Raw genomic sequence first — 25,624 nt, forward strand, 5'->3', positions numbered from 1 at the left:
TGCCCGCCACGATTTTGCGCGGCCCCTTGCGAGTGCGCGCGTTGGTATGAGTGCGCTGACCGCGCACCGGAAGCCCACGCCGGTGGCGCAGACCGCGATAGCAACCCAAGTCCATCAGGCGCTTGATCGACTGCTGTACCTCGCGCCGCAAATCCCCCTCCACTTTGTAACGCTGATCGATAAGCTGCCGAATGCGTACCTGCTCGTCATCGCTCAGGTCATCGCTGCTTTTATCCAAGTCGACCCGGGCCTCCAGGCACAGCTTGCGCGCCGTGCTGCGCCCGATGCCGTAGATATAGGTCAACGCGATTTCTACGCGCTTGCCCCGCGGTAATTCCACCCCTGCGATGCGTGCCATTAGACCTCGTCCTTATCCCTGCTTATCCTTGGCGCTGCTTGTGGCGGGGATTGGTCGCGCAGATAATCCGGATCACCCCCTGGCGGCGCACCACCTTGCAGTTCTTACAAATCCGTTTCACCGATGCCCGCACCTTCATCGGGCTACCTCCTAGCGCATCCGGTACGTTATACGTCCGCGCGACAAGTCATAGGGCGACAGCTCCACCGTCACCTTGTCGCCGGGCAAAATCTTGATGTAATGCATGCGCATCTTGCCGGAGATGTGCGCCAGCACTCGATGGCCATTGTCCAGCGAAACCCGGAACATGGCGTTGGGCAGAGCTTCCTGCACCACCCCGCTTACTTCAATGGCATCGCCCTTGGACATACTTATAGCTCGGTTAATATCTCCGGGCCGCGCTCGGTAATCGCGACCGAATGCTCAAAATGGGCCGACAACTTGCCATCGGTCGTCACTGCCGTCCAGCCATCGCTCAAAATGCGTAAATCGCGCCCGCCCTGATTGACCATCGGCTCGATCGCCAGCACCATTCCCACCTGCAGCCGCGGATTAGGCATCCCGCGGCTGAAATAATTGGGCACCTGCGGCTCTTCGTGCAAACGGCGGCCAATCCCGTGACCGGCAAATTCCTCGACTACCGCGAAGCCCGCCTGGTGGGCTGTTCGCTCCACCGCGCGAGCGATATCGCTAATCCGTTGGCCCGCCCGCGCCTGTTCGATCCCGGCATACAAGGCGGCCCGTGTAACTTCCATCAAACGCTCGGCTTGCGGGCTGATCGTTCCGACCGCTACCGTCAGTGCCGCATCGCCGTAGAAACCTTGATAAATTACGCCAAAATCCAAACTGACGATATCACCCGGCCGCAGGCGGCGACGCCCCGGAATACCGTGCACGATCTCTTCGTTCACCGACACGCACAGGCTGCACGGGAACGGGATTCCATGCGGCCCGTACCCCTTGAAAGCCGGCTGCGCACCCTTCTCCAGAGTGCGCCGCTCAGCCAGCTCATCCAGTTCCGCCGTGGAAATCCCCGGCCGCACGGTCTGGCGCAGCTCGTCCAGAATTTCGGCCACGATTCGGCTGGCCTTGCGCATCACCGCCAACTCGGCGTCAGTTTTTAGTTCAATCATGCTCGCTGCGCCGCCGCGCCCAGCGCCGCCATGATCCGCTCGTGCACGGCCTCCATCCGCTCCTGTCCGTCGATCGACCTGAGTAGTCCCTGGCGCTCGTAATAGTCCAGCAACGGTTTAGTCTGCCGATGGTAGGTCGCCAGGCGGTTCCTGACCGTCTCCTCGGCATCATCATCGCGTTGATAAAGCTCGCCCTGACAGCGGTCGCACACGTTGATATTGCGCGGCGGATCGAAAATCAAATGGTAAATCGCCCCGCAGGTGCGGCAGGTGCGTCGTCCGGAGATGCGCCTGACCACTTCCTCGTCGCTGACCAATAGCGCCAGCACCAGGTCCAGCGGCCCTCCGGCCCGTTCGAGCGTCAGGCGCAGCGCTTCGGCCTGCGCCAAGGTGCGCGGGAAGCCGTCCAGCACAAAGCCGCCCTGGGTGTCACGCTGTTGCAAACGCTCTTCGATCATCCGCAAGACCAATTCGTCGGGAACCAATGCGCCACGCTCCATATATCGGCGCGCTTCCTGTCCCAGCGCGCTTTTGTTGCGCACCGCGATGCGTAACAGATCGCCGCTGGCGATTTGAGGAATGTTCAGCTCGTCCTCCAACATCTTGGCCTGAGTACCCTTACCCGCTCCGGGCGGCCCCAGTAAAACCACGCGCACCGTTGTTTCAACCCTTCCTGGACTTAATCCGACCCCGCCGCATGAAACCTTCGTAGTTACGCGTCAGCAGATGGGTCTCCATCTGCGCCAAAGTATCCAATGCCACTCCCACCACAATCAGTAGCGCGGTGCCGCCAAAGTAGAAGGGAACGTTAAACTGCTCGATCAAGATTGTGGGTAGTACGCATACCGCGCTTACGTAAATCGCCCCGCCCAAAGTGATACGCGACAGCACCCGATCGATGTAATCGGCGGTGTAGCGCCCGGGTCTGATCCCCGGAATAAAGCCGCCGTATTTCTTAAGATTGTCCGCTACATCTACTGGATTGAACGTGACCGCTGTATAGAAATAAGTGAAAAATATGATCAATACGACGTACACCACGTCGTAAATCCAGCCGCCGGGAGTCAGATAAGCCGAGTAGTTCTTGAGCGAGGGCACGAAGGTCGCCACCGTGGCCGGAAAGACCAGAATGGACGAGGCAAAAATCGGCGGGATCACGCCCGAAGTATTGATCTTGAGCGGCAGATGGGAACTCTGGCCGCCGTAAATGCGCCGTCCGACCACCCGCTTGGCGTATTGCACGGGGATGCGCCGTTGAGCGGTCTCCACGTAGACGATTCCCGCCGTCACCGCCACCGAGACCAGCAGCACGAACAGCAGCAGGAACAGGCTCATTTCGCCCTCCCGCACGAACTGCACGGTGGTGCTCAAAGCGCTGGGCAGCCGAGCCACGATTCCCGCCATGATGATCAGCGAGATCCCGTTGCCAATCCCGCGCTCGGTGATTTGCTCACCCACCCACATGATGAACATCGTGCCCGCGGTCAAGGTCAACACCGTGATGATGCGGAAGGACCACCCTGGCGCATAAACCACCGAGCCGCCGCCGGGGGCCTGAATCTTCTCCAGCGAAATCGCAATCATCAAGCCCTGCACGATGGACAATCCCACTGTGCCGTAGCGGGTGTACTGCGTAATCTTGCGCCGCCCGGCCTCACCCTCTTTATACAGCTCGTCCAGATAGGGCGAGGCGACCTTCAGCAAGTCCAAAATGATCGCCACCGAGATGTAGGGCATGATGCCCAGCGCGAAGACCGAAAAGCGCTCCAAGGCGCCACCTGAAAACAGGTTGACCCAACCGAACAGCGTACTCTGAGCGGCGTCAAAGAAGGCCGCCAGCGCCTGCCCATCGATTCCCGGAGTCGGGACCGCGACGCCGATGCGGTACACCGCCAGCATCGCCACCGTGAACAACAACCGGCGGCGTAACTCGGGAATATGGGAGGCGTTGGAAAAACCTTCCAGCATTACTTCAAATTGCCTCGATAATTTCGGCGGTCCCACCGGCCGCCGTGATCTTGTCCTGAGCGCTCTTGGAGAACGCGTGGGCCTTGATGGTAAGCGCGGCGCCCAGCTCACCTTCACCCAAAACTTTAATTCGTGCGCCGGCTCGGACCAACCCGGCCGCTACCAACTCCTGCGGGTCGACGGTTGACCCAGCCGGGAAATCCCCGAGCCGATTCAGGTTGACCACGGCGACACTGTCGCGCTCGCGCTGATTGCTCGGCAAACGATGAAAACCGCGCTTGGGTAGGCGTCGCTGCAGCGGCATTTGGCCGCCTTCGTAACTGGGCGGAGTATTGCCGCCACTGCGCGAGCCGCGCCCCTTATGGCCACGCCCAGCGGTCTTACCGTTCCCCGAACCGATTCCACGTCCGACGCGCTTGCGCCGTTTGGTCGAGCCCGGTGCCGGATGCAAGGATCTGAGGTCCATCTAAAATCTCTACCAGGTTACTCCCGCGACCTAAGCCCCGGGCTGTTGTTGAATCAAATGGCGGACCCGCCGCAGCATCCCGGCGATCGCAGCAGTATTGGGAACCTCGCGCTCGCGCCCCATCCGAGTCAGGCCCAAACCGCGCAAGGTTTCGCGCACGCGCCGGGTGGTACCGATCGGACTGCGAACCAGCTTGACCCGAATCATCTCGGCCATTGCTTGAACTCCTTAGCTGGCGGTGGCCGGTTCGGCCGCCACTGCCGCCATCTGGCGCACCTTCGCCACTGCTTCGGGTGTCCGTAATTCCGTCAACGCCTCGATCGTCGCCTTGACCAGGTTGTGCGGGTTGGAGGAGCCCAGTCGCTTGGTCAAAACGTTGCGAATTCCGGCCAGCTCGACCACCGCGCGCACCCCGCCCGCCGCGATCACGCCAGTCCCCTCCACTGCCGGCTTGAGCATCACCTTGCCCGCGCCAAAACGACCCAGCACCTCATGCGGAATCGTGCCATCGCGCAGGGGTACCCGGATCAGACTCTTTTTAGCCCGCTCGCCACCCTTGCGAATGGCCTCGGGCACTTCGTTGGCCTTGCCCAAGCCAAAGCCGACCAATCCATTCTGATCGCCAGCCACCACCAAGGCGCTGAACGAAAAGCGGCGACCGCCCTTGACGACCTTGGCCACGCGGTTGATATGGACCACCTTGTCCTTCAGATCCATTCCCTGCGGATCAATTCGTTCGGCCACGATAATTCTTCCCTCTAAAACTTAAGCCCAGCTTCGCGGGCGGCGTCCGCTAGCGCCTTGACCCGACCGTGGTAGAGAAAGCCATTGCGGTCGAAAACGACCTGCGCCAAACCCATCTCCAGACAGCGCGCGGCAATTGCGCGGCCCACCGATTGTGCCGCCTTGATATCGCGCGTGCTCTTGAGCTGCTCGCGCACCGCCGGGACAGCGGTCGAGATGGCGGCCATCGTGCGGCCCGATTCGTCCGATACCACCTGGGCATAGATATGATGGAGCGAGCGGTAGATTGACAGTCGCGGCAGGGCGTCTGTCCCGCGCACCTGCTTTCGTACCCGCCGCCGCCGCGCCATGCGTTTTTCCACCCTGGAAATCATCGTCCTCAGCCTCCGCTGGAGCCGGCCGCAGCCTTGCCCGCCTTGCGCTTAATCGTTTCCTCGGCGTACTTCACGCCCTTACCCTTGTACGGCTCCGGCGGCCGCAGCGCGCGCAGTTGCGCAGCTACCATTCCCAAAAGCTGCTTGTCGCTCCCTTCCAGAGTGATCAAGACCTGTCGCTCCACCCGGGCGCTGATACCGGGCGGCAGCTGAAATATGATCGGATGCGAATAGCCCAGAGTCATATGCAGGTTGGTGCCGCGCAATTCCGCACGGTAGCCCACCCCATTTATCTCCAGAACCCGGGTAAAACCCCTGCTGACGCCTTGAGCCATATTGGCCAGCAGCTTGCGGGTCAACCCGTGCAGAGCACGCTCGCGATTAGAATCCCCCGGTCGCTTGAGCTCGACCGTGGAATCGCTCTGCTCCAGCCCGAAGCCGGTGGGCAACTCCAACTCGGCCTTCCCCTTGGGCCCTTCCAACTTGACAAGCCGACCGTTGGTTTGGAGCTTGACTCCCTTGTCCAGCACCACCGGCAATTTTCCTATCCGTGACATGGTAGCCTCACCAGACCGCGCACAACACTTCGCCGCCAACGTTCTTGCGCCGCGCCTCGCGGTCGGTCATCACTCCCAGCGGGGTGGAAACCACGTGCAAGCCCATGCCGGCGCGAATCTTTGGCATCTTGCCCGCGCCCGCATAATGGCGCAGGCCGGGCCGACTGACCCGCTGCAGACCGCGCATTACCGGCTGGCGCTCTTCGGTATAGCGCAGGCGCAACAGCAATTTGCGGCGATACCCTTCGCCACTGACTTCAGCCGACGCCAAAAAACCCTCGGCCACCAGCACGCGGGCCAGCGCCTCGCGCAAGCGCGAATGGGACACTTCCACTTCCGCATGGCGGGCATGAGCCGCATTGCGGATACTGGTCAACATCTGAGCGATCGGATCGCTGAGCGACATCTTGCCCTACCCTACCAACTCGCCTTGATCACGCCCGGCAAAGCGCCCTTGAGCGCCAGGTTGCGCAGGCAAATCCGACAAATCTTGAAGCGTCGATAAAAGGCCCGCGGCCGCCCGCAGTGGGTGCATCGGTTGTGCTGGCGCACCTTGAATTTGGGCGTCCGCAACGCCTTGACGATCAAACACGTCTTCGCCATCCCAATAGCTCCCCGGCTTACGCCGCCGTCCTGGCGTCGCGCTCGCCGCCCGCGCCACGAAAGGGCATCCCCATCGCGCGCAACAGCATGTGTCCTTCAAAGTCGCTAAGCGCGGTGGTGATGATGGAGACAGTAAGCCCCTTGACCCGCTCCACCTTGTCCAGGTTAAGTTCGGGAAAAATCGTGTGTTCGCGAATTCCCAGCGAATAATTGCCTCGGCCGTCGAAGGCTTTCTCCGAGACTCCGCGAAAGTCGCGCACGCGGGGCAAAGCCACGTTGACCAGCCGATCGAAAAATTCATACATCCGGTCGCGCCGCAAGGTCACCATCACGCCAATAGGCATCCCCTCGCGCAGCTTGAAGTTCGATATCGCCTTGCGGGCCCGCGTGATGACCGGCTTCTGACCCACGATCAGGCCGAGTTCTTCGACCGCGGAATCCAGAATCTTGACGTTCTCGCGCGCCTCGCCCAACGCCATGTTGATCACGATCTTGTCCAGCCGCGGTACCCGCCAGCGGTTATCAATCTTGAGCTCACGCATCAGCTCGGGCGCGATCTGCTGCTCGTAATGCAGCCGCAGGCGGGCCGGCCCCGCCGGCTGCTGCGCGACCTGCTCGGCCGCTTCCGCCGCGGCTACCGGCTGCTCGGCCGCACTGCTTTTGCGTTGCCGAGCGGCTTTGCCTTGCCCGCTCGCGGTGCGCGTTGCCTCGGGCCGCGCACCCTTGGGTTGCTTGTCCGCCATCAGTCGTTCCCCAGGGCCTCCTGGCAGCGCCGGCAGATGCGGCTTTTACTGCCGTCGGAAGCCAGTTTAAAGCCGGCCCGCACCGGCGCGTTGCAGCGCTCGCAAAACAGCATCACGTTGGACAAATCCAACGGTGCTTCCTTCTCCACGATCCCGCCCGGACTGGCCGCACCGCGCGGCTTGCTGTGGCGCTTGACCACGTTGAGCCGCTCCACCACGACCTTGCCCTCGCGCGGCAGCACCCGCATCACCTTGCCGGTCTTGCCCCGCTCGCGGCCAGTGACGACCATCACCAGATCGTTTTTCTTGATCTTGCGCGACACCATCACAGCACCTCGGGCGCCAACGAGATGATCTTCAAAAATCGCTTGGCCCGCAGTTCGCGCGCCACCGGGCCAAAAATACGGGTCCCGATCGGTTCATGCTGATTGTCCACCAGCACCGCCGAGTTGTTGTCAAAGCGGATGTAGCTACCGTCAGCCCGCCCGATCTCCTTGGCCGTGCGCACGATCACCGCCTTGGCCACGTCGCCCTTCTTGACCTTGGCGTTGGGGATAGCCTCCTTGACTGCTACCACGATGACGTCGCCGATGGTCGCGTACTTGCGCTTGGAACCCCCTAACACCTTGATGCACATCACTTTGCGGGCGCCCGAATTGTCCGCCACGTCCAATACACTTTGGGTCTGAATCATCGCCGCGCGCCCCTCAACCCGCCGCCCGGATCAGGATACGGCTGACCCGCCAGCGTTTGTCCTTAGATAGCGGCCGACTCTCGATCAGCAGCACGCGGTCACCCGCCCGACACTGCCCCTGCTCGTCGTGGGCCTTGACCCGGGTATGGACCCGCATCCGTTTGCCGTACAAAGGATGGACCACCAAGCGATCGACCTGTACCACCACGGTCTTGATCATCTTGGCCGAAACCACCAAACCTTCGCGCTGCTTTATTCGCTCACGCATGGGCGCTAGCGCCCTCCGCCGCTCGCTGCTTTTGAGTAATCAGGGTAAGGATTCGGGCCAACTCCTGGCGCGCCCGCCGGTAACCGGTGGGATTGTCGAGCTGGTTGGTGCGTAGTTTCAGCCGCAAGCGAAATAGCTCCTCGCGCACCTCACGCTCCTTGACCCGCAGATCCTCGGCACTCATTTGCCGTAATTCTTCAAGCTCCAACCGCCTGTGCCTCCCGCTCGATCACCATGGTCCGAATCGGCAGCTTATGTGCCGCCAGCCGCAACGCTTCATGGGCCGTGGCCGGATCTACCCCTTCCATCTCGAACAAAATCCGCCCCGGCTTGATAACCGCCACCCAGGCCTCAGGCGCCCCCTTGCCCTTGCCCATCCGAGTCTCGGCCGGCTTCTTGCTGATAGGCTTGTCAGGAAACACCCGGATCCACACCCGCCCGCCGCGTTTGATATGGCGGGTAAGCGCGATTCGAGCCGCTTCCAGCGCCCGTCCCGACAGCCAGGCCCGCTCCAGAGTCTTGAGGCCGTAATCGCCAAAGGCCAGCTCCACGGCGCGCGATTCGGTGCCGCGCCGACGTCCCTTCTGCATCTTGCGGTACTTGGTTTTCTTAGGCTGTAACATGCCGATCCTAAGCCCGCTCAGGCCATCCCGGCGGCGCGCTTATCCTCTTCCTCCTGCCGCGTGATAACCTCGCCGCGGAAGATCCAGACCTTGATCCCAATCACCCCGTAGGTGGTCTTGGCCTCGGCGAAGCCGTAGGCCACGTTGGCGCGCAAGGTCTGCAGCGGCACCCGCCCCTCGCGATACCATTCTCGCCGCGCGATTTCGGCCCCGGCCAAGCGGCCCGAGACGTGAATCTTGACCCCCTGCGCGCCCATCCGCATCGCCCGCGTCACCGCTTCCTTCATCGCGCGGCGGAAGGCGACCCGCCGTTCTAGTTGCAGGGCCACGTTTTCCGCCACCAACTGCGGATCGAGATCGGGCCGGCGTACCTCGTGAATATTGATGTAGGCTTCCTTGCCTTTCATCAATTTCTGGATATCGACCTTTAGCTTCTCGATCTCGGCGCCCTTCTTGCCGATCACGATACCCGGGCGCGCGGTATGGATATTGATCTTGGCCTTGTTCGCCATCCGCTCGATTTCAATCCGCGAAATCCCGGCATGATAAAGCCGCTTCTTGATAAAATCGCGCAAGCGTAAATCTTCATGCAGCAAACTGGCATAGGGGTGATGCGCGAACCACTTGGAATCCCAGGTTTCGATTACGCCCAGGCGAAAGCCCCGCGGATGTGTCTTCTGTCCCATCGCTTAAGCCTTATCTACTCGGGCCGCTCATCGACCACCACGGTCAGATGGCTGGTGCGTTTGAAAATCGGGGTCACTCGCATATGGGCCCGCGGCATGCTGCGCTTCCAGGTCGGGCCGGCATCGGCCACCACCCGTTTGATGAACAGCCGATCTTCGTCCACGTTTTGTTGATTGCGCGCGTTGGCCACCGCCGCCAACAGGGTCTTGGACAGGATGCGCGCGCCCCGCTTGGGGGTAAAGCGCAGCACCGCGACCGCCTGCTCCAGGCTCTTGCCACGGATTAAAGCGCATACCAGCCGCAGCTTTTGCGGCGAGATGCGCACGAACCTGGTCCTCGCTACCGCTTCCATCGCCTTCTACCCTCAGCCCCGCTGCCCGCGCACTTCGCCCTTGCGATCGCCGGCATGGCCGTGAAAGGTGCGGGTGGGCGAGAATTCGCCCAGCTTGTGTCCCACCATGTTCTCGGTGCAATACACGGGCACGAACTTGTGCCCGTTGTGGACCGCGAAGGTCAACGCCACCATCTCGGGCGTAATCGTCGAGCGGCGCGACCAGGTCCGGATGATCCGTTTCTCCCCCGAACTGATCGCCGCCGCCACCTTCTTGCGCAGATGTTCGTCGACGAACGGCCCCTTGCTGAGCGACCTCATAACTCTCTAGCCTCGCACCCCGCGCGGGCGGCGGCTGACGATGTAGCGATCCGACAGCTTCTTACCCCGCGTCTTGTAACCTTTGGTCGGCATCCCCCACGGCGATTGCGGATGATTGCCCTTGGAGCGGCCCTCGCCCCCGCCATGAGGATGGTCCACCGGATTCATCGCCACCCCGCGTACCCGCGATCGCCAGCCCAGATGGCGCATCCGGCCCGCCTTGCCCATCGAGAGGTTTTCGTGATCCAGGTTGCCAACCTGGCCCACCGTGGCGCGGCAGGCCGCCAGCACCATCCGCTGTTCGCCTGAGGGCAGCTTGAGCAGCGCGAACTTGCCCTCTTTGGCCATCAACTGGGCCTGCGCGCCGGCCCCGCGCGCAAGCTGCGCGCCTTTGCCCGGCTTGAGTTCGATGGCGTGAACGAAGGTGCCCATCGGGATATTGCGCAAGGCCAGTGCGTTGCCCGGCTTGATATCGGCTGCTGGCCCGCATTCCACCGCGTCGCCGACCTTCAACCCCTCGGGCGCCAGAATGTAGCGCTTGTCACCGTCGCGATAATGGAGCAGCGCGATATTGGCCGAGCGATTCGGGTCGTACTCCACTGCCGCCACTACCGCCGGCACGCCGTCCTTGTCGCGCTTGAAATCGATCACCCGCAGGCGCCGCTTATGGCCGCCGCCGCGATGGCGCACGGTCATGCGACCGCGGTTGTTACGCCCGCCCGACTTCTTCAGCGGCGCTAGCAGCCGTTTCTCGGGCGGCTTTTGGCTGAGCCCGCTGAAGTCGGCCACCTGCATGAAGCGCTGGCCCGGGGTGCGCGGTTTTAACTGAATCGTCGCCATTTCGCGCCCCTATACTCCCTCGAAGAACTCGATCCGATCACCCTCCCTGAGGGTGACGTAAGCTTTCTTCCAATCCGAACGCTGCCCCTGGCTGCGGCCCACCCGCCGCCGCTTGCCCATCATATTGATGGTGCGTACTTGCAAAACCTTGACCTTGAACAGCTCCTGCACGGCCTGGGCGATCGCCCCTTTGCTGGCATCGCGCCGCACCCGGAAGACGAACTGGTTGGCCTTCTCCCCCACCACCGTGCCTTTTTCGGTGATAAGGGGTGCCTCGATAATTGCGTAGTCGATCATTGCCCCCCTCCCAGCCGCTCCTCCAGGGCGCGCGCCGCCCGCGTGGTGAGCAACAGCGCGGGATAGCGCAGCAGGTCATACACGTTGACCGCGTTCACCGGCAAGACCTTGAACGCAGCCAAGTTGCGCAGCGCTAACACTACTTTCTCTTCGCCCTCGGCCAGCAAAATAAGGGCGCTCTCCAATCCCAATCGCTTGAGCGCCGCCGCCGCCACCTTGGTCTTGAGTTCGGGCAGGGAGAACTCTTCGACCACCACCACGCGGCCCTGCTGCGCCCGGTCCGACAGCGCCAGACATAGCGCCTTGAGCCAGCTCTTCTTATTAATCCGATAGGAATAGTCGCGCGGCTGAGGGCCGAAAGTAGTCCCGCCATGGCGCCACAATGGCGAGCGCGTGGAGCCGGCGCGAGCCCGTCCGGTATGCTTTTGCTTCCACGGCTTAATCCCGCCGCCCGAAATCAGGCCGCGGGTCTTGGTCGCCGCGGTACCCGCCCGCCGGTTGGCCATTTGCATGCGCACCGCCTCGTGCATCAGCGCCGGGTCACCCTGATGGCGAAAGACGGCCGCGCTCAACTCGATTTCGCCACTGGCTTGCTGGCTGGCCGAGAACAGCGGCAGACGGGTAGTCGCGCTCTCTGTAATCGAATCAGCCATGAGCTCGCTCCGCTTCGCTACGCCGATGTTTGGTGGCATGGCGCACTATCACCAACCCGCCGCGCGCCCCCGGAATCGCTCCGGCGATCACAATGGCCTGATCCTCAGGCCGCACTTGTAAGACTTCCAAATTAGGCACCGTCACCGCCGCATTACCCATCTGCCCGGCCATCCGCAGGCCCTTGAAGACCCGGCCGGGATAGCTGCGGTTACCGATGGATCCACCGTGGCGAAAGTACTCGTGAGTGCCATGAGAGCCGGGAAAGCCGGCGAAGTGATGGCGCTTGATGACGCCGGCGTAACCGTGTCCCTTGGAGACTCCGGCCACGTCCACCCGGTCGCCCGCCTTAAACACCTCGGCCACGGTCACCGCCTGACCCACTTTAAGCTCACCCTCGCCCAGGCGCTGAAACTCGCGCGTGGCCTCGCCCGGAGCGACTTCTGCCTTGGCGAAGTGGCCGCGCAGCGGTGCCGTGATCCGCGAGGAGCGCCTGCGCCCGAAACTCACCTGCACGCCATCGTAGCCGTCGGTGGGGACAGTCTTGAGCTGGGTCACACTGCACGGCCCTAACTCCACCACCGTCACGGCGCGCAGCCGCCCGCTGGCGTCGGCCACTTCCGTCATGCCCAATTTCTTGCCGATCAATCCGCTCAGCACGTTCCTACTCAAGTTTGATTTCGACATCGACGCCGGCCGCCAAGTCCAGCTTGCCCAGGGCGTCGATAGTCTGTTGCGTGGGTTCGAGCACGTCCAGCAGCCGCTTATGTGTGCGAATCTCGAACTGCTCGCGCGATTTCTTGTCCACGTGGGGCGAGCGGTTGACGGTGAAGCGCTCGATCCGGGTGGGAAGTGGAATGGGTCCCGCCACCCGACCGCCAGTGCGCCGGATAGTATCGACGATCTCGCGCACCGATTGATCGAGCAAGCGGTAATCGTACGCCTTAAGACGTATCCGTATCTTATCGTTCATCCTGTCTGCCACGTCCCAAGGCTCCTGTTCGACGTACCCCTGGACCAGGCCAAAGCGCCCGACCTGTTACTTAATAATCTTGGAAACCACACCCGCGCCCACGGTCCGTCCGCCCTCGCGGATAGCGAAGCGCAAGCCTTCATCCATCGCCACGGGCGTGATCAGCTCGCCAACAATCTTGATGTTGTCGCCCGGCATGACCATTTCGGTCCCCTCGGGCAGATGCAGGACTCCGGTCACGTCGGTGGTGCGGAAATAGAACTGCGGCCGATAGCCGGTGAAAAACGGCGTATGACGCCCGCCCTCTTCCTTGGTCAGAATATAAGCCGAGGCCTCGAAATTGGTATGCGGCGTGATCGATCCGGGCTGAGCCAGGACCTGCCCCCGCTCGACCTCCTCGCGCTTCACGCCGCGCAGCAGGACACCGACGTTATCGCCCGCCTGGCCCTCGTCCAGAATCTTACGAAACATCTCGACCCCGGTGACCACAGTCTTCTGCGTATCGCGGAAGCCGACGATTTCCACTTCCTCGCCAACCTTGATCCGACCCCGTTCCACTCGGCCGGTGACCACGGTGCCGCGGCCGGAGATCGAAAAAACGTCCTCGATTGGCATCAGGAAGGGGCGGTCAACCTCGCGCTCCGGCTGCGGCACATAGCTATCCACCGCATTCATCAGCTCCAGGATCGGCTTGCAGTTGGCGCAATCATCCTTGCCGCAACCGCATTCCAGCGCCTTCAGCGCGCTACCCCGGATAATGGGAATATCGTCGCCGGGAAACTCGTACTTCTTGAGCAGGTCGCGCACTTCCAACTCGACCAGATCAAGCAGCTCCGGATCGTCGACCATGTCCACCTTGTTCATGAAGACCACGATCGAGGGCACGCCGACCTGGCGCGCCAGCAGGATATGCTCGCGGGTTTGCGGCATCGGCCCGTCGTTGGCCCCCACCACTAAGATCGCACCATCCATCTGGGCCGCGCCAGTGATCATGTTCTTGATGTAGTCGGCATGGCCTGGGCAATCGACGTGGGCGTAATGGCGCTTGGCGGTCTCGTACTCGACGTGTGCGATCGCGATGGTGATGCCGCGCTCGCGCTCCTCGGGTGCCTTGTCGATCTGATCGAAGGCTACGAAATGGGCCAGCTTGCGCGCCGCCAGGACCCGGGTGATGGCCGCGGTCAGAGTCGTCTTGCCGTGATCGATATGGCCGATCGTGCCGACGTTGGCGTGCGGCTTGTTACGTTCGAATTTAGCCTTGCCCATGTTCTGCCCTCCGCTTTAACCCTCTTGAAGCCTCAAGCCCGCGCCCTTTCGCCTTCGTTGGCACGCGCCATTAGTTCTTCGTAAATCTGCTGCGGCACCGCTTCGTAGGCCGCAAACTGCATCGTATAGGTCGCTCGTCCCTGCGTGATCGAGCGCAGCCGGGTCGCATACCCGAACATCGTGGCCAGCGGCACCCGCGCCTCAACCACTTGCGCTCCAGCCCGGCTCTCCATGCTCAGAATCTTGCCGCGGCGGGAATTGATATCGCCGATCACCTCGCCCATGAACTCCTGTGGCGTCACCACTTCCACTTCCATCACTGGCTCCAAAAGGATCGGGCTGGCCTTCTCGGCCGCCTCCCGAAATGCCATCGAGCCGGCGATCTTGAAGGCGATTTCCGAGGAGTCCACTTCATGATATTGGCCGTCGAGCAGGGTAGCCCGGATATCCACCATTGGATAGCCCGCCAACACCCCGTTCTCCATCGATTCCTTAACCCCGGTCTCCACCGATGGAATGAAGTTGCGCGGAATCGAACCGCCCTTGGTGGCGTCGACAAACTCGAACCCGGTGCCTTTGCCCAGCGGCTCGACTCGCAGCAAGACCACGCCAAACTGGCCGTGGCCGCCGGTCTGACGCACAAAGCGTCCCTCGGCTTCCACCGTACGCCGAATAGTCTCGCGATAGGCCACCTGGGGCTTGCCGATTGTGGCGTCGACCTTGAACTCGCGCAGCAGCCGATCGACGATAATCTCTAGATGCAGCTCGCCCATCCCGGCTATCAGGGTCTGCCCGGTTTCGGTATCGGTGGAAACCCGGAAGGAAGGATCCTCCTTGGCCAGCTTGTTGAGCGACTCGCCCAGCTTATCCTGGTCGGCCTTGGTCTTGGGCTCGATCGCAATGCGGATAACCGGCTCGGGAAACTCGATCGATTCCAGAATGATCGGATGGGCCGGGTCGCACAGGGTATCGCCGGTGGTGGTATCGCGCAATCCGACCGCGGCAATATCGCCTGCCAGCACCTCGGTGATTTCTTCACGCTTGTTGGCGTGCATTTTCAAAATCCGTCCGATGCGCTCGCGCTTACCCTTGGTCGAGTTGAGCACCGAGGAGCCACTTTCTAGGCTGCCCGAATAAACCCGCAAGAAGGTCAGGGTGCCCAGGTAGGGATCGGTCATGATCTTGAACGCCAACGCGGCGAAGGGAGCATCGTCGCGTGGCCAGCGCTCCTCGACCTTCTCGCCCACCAAGCCGGTGACCGGCGGCACGTCCGCCGGCGAGGGCAGATAGTCCACCACCGCGTCGAGCATCGGCTGCACGCCCTTGTTACGAAAGGCCGAGCCCATCAGGACCGGGACCACTTTCATCTCCAAGGTGGCGCGGCGTAGCACCTGGCGAATCAGCTCGGGCGCGGGCTTCTTGCCCTCCAGATAAAGCTCCATCAGGGCTTCGTCGTGGTCGGCCAGAATTTCCACGATCCGCTCGCGCGCGGCTTCGCTCTCGGCCACCCGATCGGCGGGAATCGGCTCCAGCCGGTACTGTGCGCCCAGCGTATCCTTGTCCCAGATCAGAGTGCGCGCTTCGATCAGGTCGATCACACCGGTAAAGCGTTCTTCGCTGCCCACCGGCAGTTGAATCAGCACCGGCACCGCCTTGAGTTTGTCGCGAATCTCCTCGACCACGCGTTCGTACTCGGCGCCGACCCGGTCCATCTTGTTGATGAAGGCGATGCGCGGAACGCGGTACTTGTCGGCCTGGCGCCACACGGTCTCCGATTGCGGCTCTACACCGCCCACCGCGCAAAAGACCGCCACTGCGCCGTCGAGCACGCGCAAGCTGCGTTCCACCTCGATTGTGAAGTCGACGTGACCGGGCGTATCGATGAGATTGATACGGTGGTCACGCCAAAAACAGGTGGTAGCAGCCGACGTGATGGTAATGCCGCGCTCCTGCTCCTGGACCATCCAATCCATCGTCGCGGTCCCTTCGTGGACCTCGCCGATGCGGTAATTGATCCCGGTGTAGTACAGCACCCGTTCGGTCGTGGTGGTCTTGCCGGCATCGATGTGCGCCATAATGCCGATATTGCGCACCCGTTCTATCGGTGTTTCACGAGCCATGAAAAAACTACTTGGTTAAACTGAGTTACCAGCGATAATGGGCGAAAGCTTTATTGGCTTCCGCCATGCGATGAGTATCTTCGCGCTTCTTGACCGCACCGCCGCGGTTGGCCGCAGCTTCCCCGATCTCGGCCGCCAGCCGTTCCACCATAGATTTCTCGCTCCGCGAGCGCGACGCTTGCGCCAGCCAGCGCATTGCCAGCGAGGAGCGCCGCACCGGCCGCACCTCCACCGGTACCTGGTAGTTGGCCCCGCCCACCCGGCGCGATCGCACCTCGACCGCGGGTCGCACATTTTCTAGCGCCCGCTTGAAGACAGCCAGCCCCTCTTCCTTGGTACGCTCGGCCACCAAGTCCAGCGCGCCATAGAAAATCTGCTCGGCACGCGACTTCTTGCCCCGTTCCATCACGGTATTGATAAACTTAGCTACCGTGCGATCGTGAAACTTTGGATCCTCGGCAACCTCACGTAACTTGATTGAACCTTTGCGTGGCATTTTCTTATTTACTTAGGTTTCTTCGAGCCATATTTGGAGCGGCCCTGCCGCCGCTCCTGCACTCCGATTGAATCCAGCGTGCCGCGCACCACGTGGTAGCGCACGCCGGGCAAATCCTTGACCCGACCGCCGCGGATCAGCACCACCGAGTGCTCCTGCAAATTGTGTCCGACCCCGGGGATATAGGTCGTTACTTCATAACCGTTGGACAACCGCACGCGTGCTACCTTACGGAGCGCCGAATTGGGCTTCTTCGGCGTCGAGGTGTAAACCCGAGTGCAGACGCCGCGCTTTTGGGGCGAGGCTTGCAGGGCCGGAGCACTGGTTTTATAGCGCTTTTTGACCCGCGCACCGCGGATAAGCTGGTTAATCGTTGGCACCTTAAAAACTCTTCTCTTCCCTTCGACCGCTGCCCGGAATCCGCCGCCCCCGCCGGTCGAAATTGCTCTGGCTCTTCATGCCCCATCGGGCCGATGGGTGTTTCACTATACTGGTTGGCCCCACCGCTTCCAAGCGGGCGCCTGAGACACAAACGAACCGCCCAAGGGCCTTATACCCTTGGGCGTAACTGATGATATTTACGGACTTGCGAGGGCCGTGTCAACGGCCCTCGCATTTTCATCTTGGCCTACCTAGGCTGACGCTGCTCGCAGCCGTCCTTTAGCGGCTTTCCAGCAGTTCACCTTCCAGTCCGGGCTTGCCCACCGCTTCCCCTTCACTCCCACCCTCGACGTGGACTGTCACCTGGTTATAGCTCGACAGCCCGGTCCCGGCAGGGATCAAGCGACCCATGATGACGTTTTCCTTAAGCCCCACGAGGCGGTCTATCTTGCCGTTGATCGCCGCTTCGGTCAGCACCTTGGTAGTCTCCTGGAAGGAGGCGGCCGAAATGAAGCTCTCGGTGGACAGCGAGGCCTTGGTGATTCCTAGGAGTAGTGGCTCGGCGATCGCCGGCTCGCCGCCCTTTTCAAGAACCCGGCCGTTTTCCTCTTCGAAACGCCATTTTTCGGCCTGGTCACCGACCAGAAAATCGGTATCGCCAACCTCTTTGATGCGGACCCGACGCAGCATCTGGCGCACGATCACTTCGATATGCTTGTCGTTGATCCGCACGCCCTGTAGGCGATAGATTTCCTGGATTTCGTCCACCAGGTATTTGGCCAGCGCCTTCTCGCCCAGGATCGTCAGTATGTCGTGTGGATTGGAGGAACCCTCCATCAACGGTTCGCCGGCCTTGATAACATCGCCCTCGTGTACGCCGATATGCTTGCCCTTGGGGATCAGATACTCGCGCGGTTCGCCGACCTCCGGAGTCACCACCACCTTGCGCTTGCCCTTGGTATCCTTGCCGAAGGAGACTTGGCCGTCGATCTCGGAGATCACGGCGAATTCCTTGGGTTTGCGCGCTTCGAACAACTCGGCCACCCGCGGCAGCCCGCCCGTGATGTCCTTGGTCTTGGTGGTCTCGCGGGGAATCTTAGCCAGGATATCGCCGGGAAAGACCTCGGCTCCGTCGGCCACGTTGATATAGGCGCCAACCGGCAGGAAGTAGCGCGCCTGGGAATCGCTGCCCGGCAACTTGGCAGTCTTGGCCCCGGTGTCCTTGATGGAAATGCGTGGCCGTACGTCGAGGTCCTTGAACTCGACGATCACGTTGGAACGAGCGCCCGTACGCTCGTCCACCCGCTCCTCCATCGTGCGCCCCTCCAGGATATCGCCGTACTTGGCGATCCCGCCCACTTCGGTGATGATCGGAGTGGTATACGGATCCCATTCGGCAATGAGAGTGCCGGATTTAACCCGGTCGCCTTCGCCCTTGAGCAATTTGGCCCCGTACACCAGCGGGTAGCGCTCGCGCTCACGTTCACGCTGAACCGTGCCGTCGCCCAGCGGTTCAGCGATCGCAACCTCGCCGTGGCGCGACATTACCACCAGGTGGCCGTCGCGGCTGCGCACGGTATTGACCCCGTGCAGCCGCACTATCCCATCATTGCGCGCCTCCAAGGTGGTCTGCTCGGCGCGCCGGCTGGCGGTACCACCGATATGGAAGGTGCGCATCGTGAGCTGCGTGCCCGGCTCGCCGATCGACTGAGCCGCGATAATTCCGATCGCCTCGCCCAGGTTGACCAGATGGCCGCGCCCTAGGTCGCGCCCATAGCAACGCACGCACACCCCGCGGCGCGACTGGCAGGTCAGAACCGAGCGAATACTGACCTTTTCTAGCCCAGCATCCTCGATCAGCTTGACCCGGTCTTCGTCGATCGGCTCGTTGGCCCGCACCAGCACCTGATTGGTAAACGGATCGTGGATATCCTCCAGCGCTACCCGGCCTAGGACCCGGTCGCCCAACCCTTCAATGATCTCGCCGCCCTCCACCAGCGGCGTCATCTCGATACCATCCAGGGTGCCGCAATCCTCCTCGGTGATGATCGAATCCTGCGCTACGTCGACCAGACGGCGGGTCAGGTAGCCCGAGTTGGCGGTCTTGAGCGCAGTATCGGCCAGTCCCTTGCGCGCGCCGTGGGTCGAGATGAAGTACTGCAGCACGGTCAAGCCTTCGCGGAAATTGGCCGTGATCGGGGTTTCGATGATCTCGCCCGAGGGCTTGGCCATCAAGCCGCGCAGACCAGCGAGCTGACGAATCTGTTGCTCGGAGCCGCGCGCGCCGGAATCGGCCATGATGAAAATCGGATTGAAGGAGGGACCGGTGACCTCGTTCTTGTCACCGTCGCGAAAGACCTGGGTGGACAACCCCTTGAGCACTTCGCCGCCGATTTTGTCCTGAACCTCGGCCCAGATGTCGACCACCTTGTTGTAGCGCTCGCCGTCGGTGATGACGCCGTTGTTGTACTGCTTTTGAATCTCGGCGACCTGCTTTTGCGCCTCTTCCAGAAGCTTGGGCTTTTGCTCGGGGATTTTCATGTCCTTAATCGAAATCGAAATCCCCGCCCGGGTGGCGAATTCAAAGCCGATATCCTTGAGCCGATCGGCGAAGATGACAGTGGCCTTGTTGCCCGACTGGCGGTAGGCTAAATCGATAAGGTTGCCCAATTCGCGCTTTTTCATCGTCCGGTTGACTTCGGCAAAAGCCAGCCCCGGCGGTACGATCTCGTAGAGCAGCACCCGTCCTACCGTGGTCTCGACCAACGCTACTTCCGGGCCACGGCCGTCGCCGTTTGCCAGCGGCCGCAACTGATCTCCCTCCTCGACCGACAGATACAGAGCGTGCTCCTGCTTGACCACCGGCAGCCGTACCCGGACGCGGGCCTGGAGATCAACTTCGCCGTGGTCGTACGCGATCCGAACCTCCTCCGGCGAGGAAAATGTCCTGCCTTCGCCGCGCGCCAACGGTCGCTCGCGGGTCATGTAATACAGCCCCAACACCATGTCCTGGGTGGGCACGATGATAGGCTTGCCGCTGGCCGGCGACAAAATATTATTGGTGGACATCATCAGCACGCGGGCCTCGATCTGGGCCTCCACCGATAGCGGCACGTGCACCGCCATCTGGTCACCGTCGAAGTCGGCGTTGTAGGCCACGCAGACCAGGGGATGGAGCTGAATCGCCTTGCCCTCGATCAGCACCGGCTCGAAGGCTTGAATCCCCAGCCGATGCAGGGTTGGGGCGCGGTTGAGCAGCACCGGGTGCTCCCTGATTACCTCGTCCAGGATATCCCAGACGTCCTTGCCTTCCTTCTCGACGATTTTCTTGGCGCTCTTGATCGTGGTGACGTAGCCCTTCTCCTCCAGCTTGTTATAGATGAAGGGCTTGAACAGCTCCAAGGCCATCTTCTTGGGCAACCCACACTGATGCAGCCGCAGTTCAGGACCCACCACGATCACTGAACGTCCGGAATAATCCACTCGCTTGCCCAACAGATTCTGCCGGAAGCGACCCGATTTGCCCTTGAGCATGTCGCTGAGCGACTTGAGCGGCCGTTTGGAGGGACCCGTGATCGCCCGCCCACGCCGCCCGTTGTCGAACAGCGCATCCACTGCCTCCTGCAACATCCGCTTCTCGTTGCGAATGATAATGTCAGGAGCATTGAGTTCGATCAGCCGCTTGAGCCGATTGTTGCGGTTGATGACCCGCCGATACAGATCGTTCAGATCCGAGGTGGCGAAGCGACCGCCGTCCAACGGCACCAGCGGCCGCAGGTCGGGCGGGATGACCGGCAGGATGGTCAGGATCATCCACTCGGGCTTGTTGCCCGACTCGCGAAAGGCGTTGATCACCTTCAAGCGCTTGGCGACTTTTTTGCGCCGCGCCTCGGAGGAGGTGCTCTTCATCTCCTGGCGCAACTCCAACGCCAACTTGTCCAGTTCAAGCGCGCTTAACAGCCAGCGAATGGCCTCGGCTCCCATGTCGGCCTTGAAACCTTCACCGTACTGTTCGCGCGCCTCCCGATACTTGCGTTCGGTGAGCAGCTCGCGCGCCTGCAACGGAGTCTCGCCCGGGTCCAACACCACGTAGGACTCGAAATAGAGCACCTTCTCCAGTTCCTTCAGCGTCATGTCCAACAGGGTGCCGATGCGCGAGGGCAGCGACCGCAAAAACCAGATGTGAGCCACCGGTGCGGCCAAATCGATGTGACCCATGCGCTCGCGCCGAACCTTGGACTGAATCACCTCGACCCCGCACTTCTCGCACACCACCCCGCGATGGCGCATGCGCTTGTACTTGCCGCAATTGCACTCGTAGTCCTTGGTAGGGCCGAAAATCTTGGCGCAGAACAGCCCATCGCGCTCGGGCTTGAAAGTACGATAGTTGATGGTCTCGGGCTTCTTGACCTCGCCGTGCGACCACGACCGGATGGTTTCCGGCGCTGCGATCGAGATCCGAATGGCGTTGAAGGCCACGGGATTTTTGGGCTTGTCGAAAACTCCGAAAATGTCTTCCATATTACTTTTGCTCCCGCGCTGCCCCCTAGGCCCGCTCGGTTTCCTCCAGCAGGTCAATCTGCAGACACAGCGACTGCAGCTCTTTGACCATTACGTTGAAGGATTCCGGCAGCCCCGGCTCCAGCGTGTTCTCGCCCTTGACGATCGCCTCGTACATCCGTGTGCGGCCGGCCACGTCATCGCTCTTGACCGTGAGCATCTCCTGTAGCCCGTAGGCCGCGCCGTAGGCCTCCAGCGCCCACACTTCCATTTCGCCCAACCGCTGGCCACCGAACTGGGCCTTGCCGCCCAGCGGTTGCTGAGTAACCAGGCTGTAGGGGCCGGTGGAGCGGGCGTGAATCTTGTCTTCGACCAAGTGATGCAGCTTGAGCATGTACATCACGCCTACCGTCACCGGCTGCTCGAAGGGCAGCCCGGTGCGGCCGTCGTAAAGCTCGCACTGGCCGGAGTCGGGCAGATGGGCCCGCTTGAGCATCTGGAAGATTTCCTCTTCGCGCGCCCCGTCGAAGACCGGCGAGGCCAGGTGGATCCCCGCCAGGCAGCGGCTCGCCAGCTTGGGCAGCTCAGAATCGGGCAAGTCCTCGATAAAGTCCTGATTTTCTTTGCCAGGATACAGATCGAGCAACTTCTTGCGCAATTGGGCCGGCGTGATTGAGTCGTGCAGATCGCGCTCGAGCTGGCGACCCAACTCGCGTGCCGCCCAGCCCAAATGAGTTTCCAAAATCTGCCCCACATTCATGCGCGAGGGCACTCCCAGCGGATTAAGCACCATGTCCACCGGCGTGCCGTCGGCCAGGTAGGGCATGTCCTGCTCGGGCAGGATGCGCGATAGCACGCCCTTGTTGCCATGGCGGCCAGCCATCTTGTCGCCAACCTGTAGGCGGCGCTTGATCGCCACGAACACCTTGATCATCTTAATCACGCCCGCCGGCAGTTCGTCGCCCGCGCGCAAGCGTTCGATCTTACTGCCGTAGCGCGAGCTGACCTGGCTGACGTTCTGCTCCATAGCCTCCAGCGCCTGGCTGACCTCGTTGCTGGCGCTCTCGCTCTCCACTCGCAACTGGCCCCACAACGGCACCGGCAGCTCGTCGATGTCGTCGGCCGTCACCTGATGCCCCTTGGGGAGCACCACCCGCCGATCGTCGGAAATGATCCGCGCCGTCAGCTCCTTGCCCACCAGCGCGCGCTTGAGCTTGCGCGCGGTCTGCTGGCGAATGATGCGGACCTCTTCGACTTCGTCCTGTTTGAGCCGCTCGATCTCGATATGTTCGATCTCCTGGGTGCGGTCGTCCTTGGCTACCCCACGGCGCGAAAAAACCCGGGCATTGATGACCGTGCCTTCGACCCCCGGCGGTACCCGCAGACTGGTGTCGCGCACCTCGCCAGCCTTCTCGCCGAAGATCGCGCGTAGCAACTTTTCCTCGGGGCTAAGCTGGGTCTCGCCCTTGGGTGTAATCTTGCCCACCAGGATATCGCCCGGACGCACCTCGGCGCCGATCCGGATAATTCCGCTGGCATCAAGATTCTTGAGCGCCTCTTCGCCCACGTTGGGGATGTCGCGCGTGATTTCTTCCTGACCCAGCTTGGTGTCGCGCGCGATACACTCGAATTCCTCGATATGGACCGAGGTGAAGAGGTCTTCCTTGACCACGCGCTCCGAGATCAGAATGGAATCCTCGAAGTTGTAGCCGCCCCACGGCATGAAGGCCACCAACACGTTGCGCCCGAGCGCCAGCTCGCCCTTGTCGGTGGAGGGGCCATCGGCGATTACGTCACCGGCCTTGACCCGCTCGCCCTTGATCACCACCGGACGCTGGTTGATACAGGTGTTCTGGTTGGAGCGCTGATACTTGATCAGGTTGTAGATATCCACCCCAGCGTCATGCGGATCGCGCCCCTGGCGGTCGGCGCGCACCACGATGCGTTCGGCGTCTACGCTCTCCACCACCCCGTCGCGCCTGGCCAGCACGGTTACCCCCGAGTCCCGCCCCACCGTCTTCTCCAACCCCGTACCCACCAGCGGGGCCTCGGTCTTGAGCAACGGCACCGCCTGGCGTTGCATATTGGATCCCATCAAGGCGCGGTTGGCGTCATCGTTCTCCAAAAACGGAATGAGCGAGGCCGCCACCGACACCAGCTGGTTAGGAGAGACGTCCATGTATTGGATTTCCTCGGGCCGCACCACCGTGAACTCGCCCCCAATTCGGGCCGAGACTAGCTCGCTGGTGAAGCGTCCGTGGCTGTCCAGCTCGGCATTGGCCTGCGCGATCACCTTCTCCTCTTCATCCAGCGCCGACAGATAGACCAGCCGATCGGTCACGCGGCTGTTCTCCACCACCCGATAGGGGGTTTCGATGAAGCCGAACTCGTTGACCCGGGCGTAGGTCGACAGCGCGGCGATAAGCCCGATATTGGGCCCCTCGGGGGTTTCGATTGGACAGACCCGTCCGTAATGAGTGGGATGAACGTCGCGCACCTCGAAGCCGGCGCGCTCGCGAGTCAGCCCGCCCGGCCCCAGCGCCGACAACCTGCGCTTGTGGGCTATTTCGGAGAGCGGGTTGGTCTGATCCATGAACTGAGAGAGCTGGGAGGAGCCGAAAAACTCCTTGATCACCGCCGCCGCCGGCTTGTAGTTGACCAGCTCCTGCGGCATCAAGGTCTCGATATCCTGCAGGCTCATCCGCTCCTTGATCGCGCGCTCCATCCGGACCAGTCCAATCCGGAACTGATTTTCGACCAGCTCGCCGACCGCGCGCACGCGCCGGTTCCCGAGATGATCGATATCGTCGACCTGGCCGTTGCCGTTTTTGAGATTGAGCAGGTAGCGGACGACCTCCAGGATGTCCTCGCGGCGCAGCGTCCCCTGCTCCAGGGGCACATCGATCTTGAGTTTATGATTCAGCTTGAGCCGCCCGACCTTGGAGAGATCGTAGCGCTCGGGATTGAAGAATAGATCGTTGAAGAAGGTGGTCGCGGTCTCCGCGGTCGGCGGATCGCCGGGACGCAAACGCTTGTAAATTTCGAGCATCGCGACCGTGCCGGAGTCCTGCGGATTGCCCGGATCCTTGTTGAGCCGGCGCATCTCCTCGTCCATCCGATCCTGCGCGATCGTGAGCCGCAGCGGTCCGCCACCCGGCTGATCCTCGGTCCACAGCACCTCGATCTTCTTGATCCCGCGCGCGCGGAGCATCTCGAGCGTATCCTCGGTCAGCTCCTCGTTGACCTGCACCAGTACTTCGCCGGTACTCGTATCGATCACATTATGGGCCGAGACGCGGCCTATGACTTCGTCCAGTGCGATCGGCACTTCGGTGATGCGCGCCTGCTCCATCGCACGCACGATTGCCTTGTTGAAGCGCCGTCCCTCGCGCGCCAGGACTTCGCCGCTCTTCGGATCGCGTACGTCGCGGCTCACCCGCGTGCCGAGCAGATGGGAGGGATTAAATTCCTTGGCGAGCTGCTTGCCGTCGAGCAGGATGACGTCCTTGGGATAGTAGTAGTTGAGCAGGTCCTCGGTGGTCATCCCAAGCGCACGCAGCAGCACGGTGGCGGGGAATTTGCGCCGGCGATCGATTCGCACGTAGAGCACGTCGCGCGGATCGAACTCGAAATCGATCCAGCTTCCACGATAAGGGATCACGCGCGCCGAGAAGAGCAGCTTGCCCGTCGCATGGGTCTTGCCCTTGTCGTGCTCGAAGAAGACGCCGGGCGAGCGATGGAGCTGCGAGACGATCACGCGCTCGGTGCCGTTGACCATGAAGGTCCCGTTCCGCGTCATCAGCGGGACCTCGCCGAAGTAGACCTCCTGCTCCTTGACGTTCTTGATCGAACGGCGGCCGCCCTCGACGTCCCAGATGACGAGCTGAATCTTGACCTTGAGTGGCGCAGCGAAGGTCATCCCGCGCTGATGGCATTCGTCGACGTCGTACTTCGGCTCGCCGAGCTCGTAGCTCACGAACTCGAGCGACGCGGTCTCGTTGAAATCCTTGATCGGAAAGACCGACTTGAAAACCGCCTGCAGACCGGAGTCGCGACGCTCCTCGAGCGGAACGCCGAGCTGAAGAAACTCCTCGTAGGAGCGTTTCTGTATTTCGATCAGGTTGGGGATGTCGATAATCTTGCGGATCTTGCCGAATGACCGGCGGAGCCTGAGATTACTCGTCACCTGTGCCTGTTGAGCCATCGTTACCTCGTCCGGCACGCGTCACG

Annotated in this window: 33 protein-coding genes; all 33 read right to left on the bottom strand. The window is 61.8% G+C overall.

What is annotated here, in order from left to right; translation table 11 throughout:
* Positions 1-358 (bottom strand): 30S ribosomal protein S13 (gene rpsM, locus VKV28_02260; protein ID HLH75608.1); only part of this gene is annotated, 358 nt, incomplete at its 3' end.
* A gap of 22 nt (positions 359-380) precedes the next feature.
* On the bottom strand, positions 381-497 hold the full coding sequence (gene rpmJ / locus VKV28_02265) for a 50S ribosomal protein L36 (protein ID HLH75609.1): 117 nt from the start codon (positions 495-497) through the stop codon (positions 381-383).
* A gap of 11 nt (positions 498-508) precedes the next feature.
* Entirely contained in the window at positions 509-727 is a 219-nt protein-coding gene (infA, locus tag VKV28_02270) for a translation initiation factor IF-1 (GenBank protein HLH75610.1), read from the bottom strand.
* A 2-nt stretch (positions 728-729) separates the two neighbouring features.
* Positions 730-1,491, bottom strand: coding sequence for a type I methionyl aminopeptidase (map, locus tag VKV28_02275; GenBank protein HLH75611.1), 762 nt, complete (start codon positions 1,489-1,491; stop codon positions 730-732).
* Positions 1,488-2,147, bottom strand: a complete 660-nt coding sequence (locus VKV28_02280) for an adenylate kinase (GenBank protein ID HLH75612.1) — start codon at positions 2,145-2,147, stop codon at positions 1,488-1,490. Before VKV28_02280 ends, map begins: the two co-directional genes overlap by 4 nt.
* A gap of 7 nt (positions 2,148-2,154) precedes the next feature.
* Positions 2,155-3,459: a preprotein translocase subunit SecY gene (gene secY, locus VKV28_02285; protein ID HLH75613.1), complete on the bottom strand. Its 1,305-nt coding sequence runs from the start codon at positions 3,457-3,459 to the stop codon at positions 2,155-2,157.
* A 4-nt stretch (positions 3,460-3,463) separates the two neighbouring features.
* A complete protein-coding gene (gene rplO / locus VKV28_02290) occupies positions 3,464-3,925 on the bottom strand; it encodes a 50S ribosomal protein L15 (protein ID HLH75614.1) in 462 nt (153 codons plus the stop codon).
* Between the two features lie 30 nt (positions 3,926-3,955).
* Positions 3,956-4,141: a 50S ribosomal protein L30 gene (rpmD, locus tag VKV28_02295; protein HLH75615.1), complete on the bottom strand. Its 186-nt coding sequence runs from the start codon at positions 4,139-4,141 to the stop codon at positions 3,956-3,958.
* Between the two features lie 12 nt (positions 4,142-4,153).
* Positions 4,154-4,642 (bottom strand): 30S ribosomal protein S5, encoded by a 489-nt coding sequence (gene rpsE, locus VKV28_02300; GenBank protein ID HLH75616.1) that lies wholly within the window; start codon positions 4,640-4,642, stop codon positions 4,154-4,156.
* A 41-nt stretch (positions 4,643-4,683) separates the two neighbouring features.
* On the bottom strand, positions 4,684-5,043 hold the full coding sequence (gene rplR / locus VKV28_02305; GenBank protein ID HLH75617.1) for a 50S ribosomal protein L18: 360 nt from the start codon (positions 5,041-5,043) through the stop codon (positions 4,684-4,686).
* A gap of 5 nt (positions 5,044-5,048) precedes the next feature.
* The gene (gene rplF, locus VKV28_02310; protein HLH75618.1) at positions 5,049-5,600 is read right to left on the bottom strand and encodes a 50S ribosomal protein L6; all 552 of its coding nucleotides are present in this window, start codon (positions 5,598-5,600) and stop codon (positions 5,049-5,051) included.
* Between the two features lie 7 nt (positions 5,601-5,607).
* Positions 5,608-6,006 (bottom strand): 30S ribosomal protein S8, encoded by a 399-nt coding sequence (gene rpsH / locus VKV28_02315; GenBank protein ID HLH75619.1) that lies wholly within the window; start codon positions 6,004-6,006, stop codon positions 5,608-5,610.
* Between the two features lie 11 nt (positions 6,007-6,017).
* Positions 6,018-6,203: a type Z 30S ribosomal protein S14 gene (locus VKV28_02320; protein ID HLH75620.1), complete on the bottom strand. Its 186-nt coding sequence runs from the start codon at positions 6,201-6,203 to the stop codon at positions 6,018-6,020.
* Between the two features lie 17 nt (positions 6,204-6,220).
* Positions 6,221-6,784 carry a 50S ribosomal protein L5 gene (rplE, locus tag VKV28_02325; GenBank protein ID HLH75621.1) on the bottom strand — a complete coding sequence of 188 codons (564 nt, stop codon included), beginning with the start codon at positions 6,782-6,784 and terminating at the stop codon, positions 6,221-6,223.
* A 161-nt stretch (positions 6,785-6,945) separates the two neighbouring features.
* A complete protein-coding gene (rplX, locus tag VKV28_02330; GenBank protein HLH75622.1) occupies positions 6,946-7,272 on the bottom strand; it encodes a 50S ribosomal protein L24 in 327 nt (108 codons plus the stop codon).
* Positions 7,272-7,640 (bottom strand): 50S ribosomal protein L14, encoded by a 369-nt coding sequence (gene rplN / locus VKV28_02335; GenBank protein ID HLH75623.1) that lies wholly within the window; start codon positions 7,638-7,640, stop codon positions 7,272-7,274. Before rplN ends, rplX begins: the two co-directional genes overlap by 1 nt.
* Before the next feature lie 13 nt (positions 7,641-7,653).
* Positions 7,654-7,908 carry a 30S ribosomal protein S17 gene (gene rpsQ, locus VKV28_02340; protein ID HLH75624.1) on the bottom strand — a complete coding sequence of 85 codons (255 nt, stop codon included), beginning with the start codon at positions 7,906-7,908 and terminating at the stop codon, positions 7,654-7,656.
* On the bottom strand, positions 7,901-8,116 hold the full coding sequence (gene rpmC, locus VKV28_02345; GenBank protein ID HLH75625.1) for a 50S ribosomal protein L29: 216 nt from the start codon (positions 8,114-8,116) through the stop codon (positions 7,901-7,903). Before rpmC ends, rpsQ begins: the two co-directional genes overlap by 8 nt.
* Positions 8,106-8,531 carry a 50S ribosomal protein L16 gene (gene rplP / locus VKV28_02350; GenBank protein HLH75626.1) on the bottom strand — a complete coding sequence of 142 codons (426 nt, stop codon included), beginning with the start codon at positions 8,529-8,531 and terminating at the stop codon, positions 8,106-8,108. The genes rpmC and rplP overlap by 11 nt, the downstream gene beginning before the upstream one ends.
* 17 nt (positions 8,532-8,548) lie before the next feature.
* Positions 8,549-9,217 (bottom strand): 30S ribosomal protein S3, encoded by a 669-nt coding sequence (rpsC, locus tag VKV28_02355; GenBank protein ID HLH75627.1) that lies wholly within the window; start codon positions 9,215-9,217, stop codon positions 8,549-8,551.
* A gap of 14 nt (positions 9,218-9,231) precedes the next feature.
* The gene (gene rplV, locus VKV28_02360) at positions 9,232-9,570 is read right to left on the bottom strand and encodes a 50S ribosomal protein L22 (protein HLH75628.1); all 339 of its coding nucleotides are present in this window, start codon (positions 9,568-9,570) and stop codon (positions 9,232-9,234) included.
* Between the two features lie 12 nt (positions 9,571-9,582).
* On the bottom strand, positions 9,583-9,870 hold the full coding sequence (gene rpsS, locus VKV28_02365; GenBank protein HLH75629.1) for a 30S ribosomal protein S19: 288 nt from the start codon (positions 9,868-9,870) through the stop codon (positions 9,583-9,585).
* A gap of 6 nt (positions 9,871-9,876) precedes the next feature.
* Entirely contained in the window at positions 9,877-10,710 is an 834-nt protein-coding gene (rplB, locus tag VKV28_02370) for a 50S ribosomal protein L2 (protein ID HLH75630.1), read from the bottom strand.
* 9 nt (positions 10,711-10,719) lie between these two features.
* The gene (locus VKV28_02375) at positions 10,720-11,007 is read right to left on the bottom strand and encodes a 50S ribosomal protein L23 (GenBank protein HLH75631.1); all 288 of its coding nucleotides are present in this window, start codon (positions 11,005-11,007) and stop codon (positions 10,720-10,722) included.
* Positions 11,004-11,660, bottom strand: coding sequence for a 50S ribosomal protein L4 (rplD, locus tag VKV28_02380; GenBank protein ID HLH75632.1), 657 nt, complete (start codon positions 11,658-11,660; stop codon positions 11,004-11,006). The genes VKV28_02375 and rplD overlap by 4 nt, the downstream gene beginning before the upstream one ends.
* The gene (rplC, locus tag VKV28_02385) at positions 11,653-12,318 is read right to left on the bottom strand and encodes a 50S ribosomal protein L3 (GenBank protein HLH75633.1); all 666 of its coding nucleotides are present in this window, start codon (positions 12,316-12,318) and stop codon (positions 11,653-11,655) included. Before rplC ends, rplD begins: the two co-directional genes overlap by 8 nt.
* 4 nt (positions 12,319-12,322) lie before the next feature.
* On the bottom strand, positions 12,323-12,631 hold the full coding sequence (rpsJ, locus tag VKV28_02390; GenBank protein ID HLH75634.1) for a 30S ribosomal protein S10: 309 nt from the start codon (positions 12,629-12,631) through the stop codon (positions 12,323-12,325).
* Positions 12,632-12,697: 66 nt separating this feature from the next.
* Positions 12,698-13,897 (bottom strand): elongation factor Tu, encoded by a 1,200-nt coding sequence (tuf, locus tag VKV28_02395; protein HLH75635.1) that lies wholly within the window; start codon positions 13,895-13,897, stop codon positions 12,698-12,700.
* A gap of 32 nt (positions 13,898-13,929) precedes the next feature.
* Complete coding sequence (fusA, locus tag VKV28_02400) at positions 13,930-16,017, bottom strand: elongation factor G (GenBank protein HLH75636.1); 2,088 nt, start codon at positions 16,015-16,017, stop codon at positions 13,930-13,932.
* 25 nt (positions 16,018-16,042) lie between these two features.
* Positions 16,043-16,513 (bottom strand): 30S ribosomal protein S7, encoded by a 471-nt coding sequence (rpsG, locus tag VKV28_02405; GenBank protein ID HLH75637.1) that lies wholly within the window; start codon positions 16,511-16,513, stop codon positions 16,043-16,045.
* A gap of 8 nt (positions 16,514-16,521) precedes the next feature.
* Complete coding sequence (rpsL, locus tag VKV28_02410; GenBank protein HLH75638.1) at positions 16,522-16,893, bottom strand: 30S ribosomal protein S12; 372 nt, start codon at positions 16,891-16,893, stop codon at positions 16,522-16,524.
* A 280-nt stretch (positions 16,894-17,173) separates the two neighbouring features.
* Positions 17,174-21,415, bottom strand: a complete 4,242-nt coding sequence (gene rpoC / locus VKV28_02415) for a DNA-directed RNA polymerase subunit beta' (GenBank protein ID HLH75639.1) — start codon at positions 21,413-21,415, stop codon at positions 17,174-17,176.
* A gap of 25 nt (positions 21,416-21,440) precedes the next feature.
* A complete protein-coding gene (gene rpoB / locus VKV28_02420) occupies positions 21,441-25,598 on the bottom strand; it encodes a DNA-directed RNA polymerase subunit beta (protein HLH75640.1) in 4,158 nt (1,385 codons plus the stop codon).
* Positions 25,599-25,624 lie beyond the last annotated feature (26 nt).

The organism is Candidatus Binataceae bacterium, assembly GCA_035294265.1.
GTDB lineage: Bacteria > Desulfobacterota > Binatia > Binatales > Binataceae > DATGLK01.